This is a genomic window from Anaplasma marginale str. Florida, assembly GCF_000215485.1.
Lineage (GTDB): Bacteria > Pseudomonadota > Alphaproteobacteria > Rickettsiales > Anaplasmataceae > Anaplasma > Anaplasma marginale.
Genome location: NZ_AFMS01000024.1, coordinates 1 through 2,563, shown reverse-complemented (window position 1 = coordinate 2,563; position 2,563 = coordinate 1). Strand labels below are relative to the sequence as shown.

The 2,563-nt window shown below is 50.3% G+C and carries 4 protein-coding genes; 1 reads left to right on the top strand and 3 read right to left on the bottom strand.

What is annotated here, in order from left to right; translation table 11 throughout:
- Positions 1 to 22: 22 nt before the first annotated feature.
- Both mdh and GAC_RS00725 read right to left on the bottom strand, forming a co-directional pair.
- Positions 23 to 976, bottom strand: a complete 954-nt coding sequence (mdh, locus tag GAC_RS00730; protein WP_012658941.1) for a malate dehydrogenase — start codon at positions 974 to 976, stop codon at positions 23 to 25.
- Positions 977 to 1,027: 51 nt separating this feature from the next.
- A complete protein-coding gene (locus tag GAC_RS00725) occupies positions 1,028 to 1,381 on the bottom strand; it encodes a dihydroneopterin aldolase (RefSeq protein WP_010264370.1) in 354 nt (117 codons plus the stop codon).
- A 69-nt stretch (positions 1,382 to 1,450) separates the two neighbouring features.
- On the opposite strand from GAC_RS00725, the gene GAC_RS00720 reads away from it, so the two are divergent.
- On the top strand, positions 1,451 to 2,083 hold the full coding sequence (locus GAC_RS00720; RefSeq protein WP_010264366.1) for an RDD family protein: 633 nt from the start codon (positions 1,451 to 1,453) through the stop codon (positions 2,081 to 2,083).
- Here the strand turns inward: GAC_RS00720 and GAC_RS00715 are convergent.
- Positions 2,042 to 2,563: Kae1-like domain-containing protein (locus GAC_RS00715; protein WP_037331004.1), on the bottom strand; the 522-nt coding region annotated here is incomplete at its 5' end. The genes GAC_RS00720 and GAC_RS00715 overlap by 42 nt on opposite strands.

The window sequence follows — 2,563 nt, the reverse complement described above, 5'->3', positions numbered from 1 at the left end:
GCCAGTTACGCACCGCAAGCCCTCAAGATATCGCGCTAACAGAACCACGTATGAGCTCCACGGACTGGTCGAATACGGCCTGCTCCTCCGCGGTCAAGGGAAACTCGACGACCTCTTCCACTCCTTTCTCACCTATAATCACCGGTACACCAACAAACAGATCGCGCACCCCATATTGGCCATCTAGATACGCAGAACACGGCATGATCGAGCGCTTATCTCGAACGTAAGACTCAAGCATGTGTGCACACGAAGCCGCGGGTGCACAGTACGCGGAACCAGTTTTCAGCAGTTTGACAATCTCCTCTCCACCCTTGCGGGTTCTCTCCACGATTGCAGCAATATCGCCCCGATTCAAACGACCGCTTTCTATTAAGCTCTCAACCGGCACTCCGCCCACGGTGGAATACCTAAGCAGCGGTAACATAAGATCCCCGTGCCCGCCTAGAACCATCGCCGAGACGCTGCTCACCGAAACGTTCATATGCCGAGCTAAGAAAAAGGAAAAGCGGGCGGAATCCAAGACCCCAGCCATGCCTACTACCCTATTCGCCGGCAGACCGGAGTATTTGTACATGCACCACACCATAGCATCTAGCGGATTGGTGACAACAATCACAAGGGCTCCGGGAGAATACTTGGCAATATTCTCGGCAATATTCCGCACAACTGCAGCATTTGTGTTCAGCAAATCCTCACGGCTCATCCCCTCTTTCCTGGGAATCCCAGCAGTCACTACCACGGCGTCAGAGTGCTCTATCGCAGCGTAATCTGAGCCACCTGTGATATAAACATCAGAACCTAATAAGGCCAATGCCTGCCCTACATCGAGAACCTTACCTTCCGTCATCCCTCCCGCAACATCAACAAGTACCAACTCCTTCACCACCTGTGATGCACCAAGCATATGCGCCAGCGCCCCTCCAATGTTACCAGCACCAACGAGCGACACTTTTGCAGACCGGGAACTACGCATAAAAAAAGCAAATGCTGAACTTGCCGCACTCTAACAAATTGCTAGGATTTGTCAAGTGCCAAGCGGATCTCCTGTTCTCCAAATAACCGCAACAGAGGTCCCGCTATCTTTCATAAATGAAGCTGCTGGCTTAGATAACTCTACTATACATTCGTCAACAACGGGGTGCTCCTTCACTATGCAGCCGACGAGATCCTTGGCCACGTCCTCCAGCAACTCACGCCCATGCACTTCCAATGCCGCTATCACCCGCTTTTTCAGTAGTGAGTAACATATTGTGTTGGACTTCGCGGGGTACGAGAGGCGCACATTCACTAGAACCTTCTGTTTCAGCGCCTTTTCCCAGTCATACACCCCTATTTGCGTATAAACCGATAACCCAGCTATACTCAACCGAACGACCACAAAAATTCCCGATGAAAAAAGTACTCACGGTTTTATAATAGACCAACTGACTTGTCCAGGGAGTTTGCAATGCAGCGTTTACAGAAGGTTTTTTCTTGGGTTTCAGATAAGCTACTTTTTCCCTTTGGGCGGGCCACGGCACCAAAAGACGGTGAGCTGCGTTACGTTTCAGGCGCAAGAAGGTGTATAAGCACCATGGTAGACCTCGCCATTATAGTGTTTATGCTGCAGTTGGTGCACGCAGTTTTTTTTCTCACCTTTCCAAAAAGTGAGAATGCCTTCAAAGCGATGGAAAAGCACAGAATGGGTGCTTCCTTGACCAAGGACGAGAGAGTTCTGAGGAACAAGCAGATATACAAAGCGGTTGCGCTGCAAGTTGTACAACTAGTTATAGTGTTTGTCTATAACGTGTACATGTGGATAAATTTTTCCGGCACTGCAGGCAAGTTATTAGTAGGACTTCGAGTAATAGATGAGAATACGCTAGAGGCTATGAGCCTGGGACAGGCAACGAAGAGGTTCTTTAGCACCGCATTATCTGGCATACCATTAGGGCTTGGGATTGTGTGGTCAAATTTTGACGCACGCAAGAGAGCATGGCACGATATGATCGCGAAGACCGTGGTTGTGACTAATAAGAGTCTCAAGCGCTGCAAGGAGCTACGGGCAGAGGGGCCAGCGAGCCCTGGGAATGAGCTCTAAGGACGAGAAATTGCCCTTGCGTAGGTTTTCGAGCCCGGCCCATCCGACCATAATACCGTTATCCGTGCACAGCTCTTGGGGAGGGAATATTGCATCAAATCCGAGTTCATTGGCACATTTGCGTATGCTGCCGCGCAAAAAATTGTTGGCGGCTACGCCTCCACTTACAACCATTTTACTGATGCTACTATCGGCAGATTTCGCCGCCGCCATCGCATTCGCAATTCTACTCACCAAAATTTCACCAACGCATTGCTGGAATGACGCACAAATGTCATATAAAGCCTGGTTGTCTAACTTTCCCTCCTTGGCGATGGTATAGCGCACCGCGGTTTTGAGCCCAGAAAACGAAAAGTTGCACCCCGGCCTGCTTTTCAGGGCCCTAGGAAACGGAAACCTGTGCGCATCCCCCTTGAGAGCACAACTTTCCACCTCAGGCCCACCTGGATACCCTAGGCCAAGCATTCTGGCCACTTTATC

Coding starts and splice junctions, on each gene's coding strand:
- GAC_RS00720 (WP_010264366.1), top strand. CDS start 1,451: ATGCAGCGTTTACAGAAGGTTTTTTCTTGGGTTTCAGATAAGCTACTT.
- mdh (WP_012658941.1), bottom strand. CDS start 976: ATGCGTAGTTCCCGGTCTGCAAAAGTGTCGCTCGTTGGTGCTGGTAAC.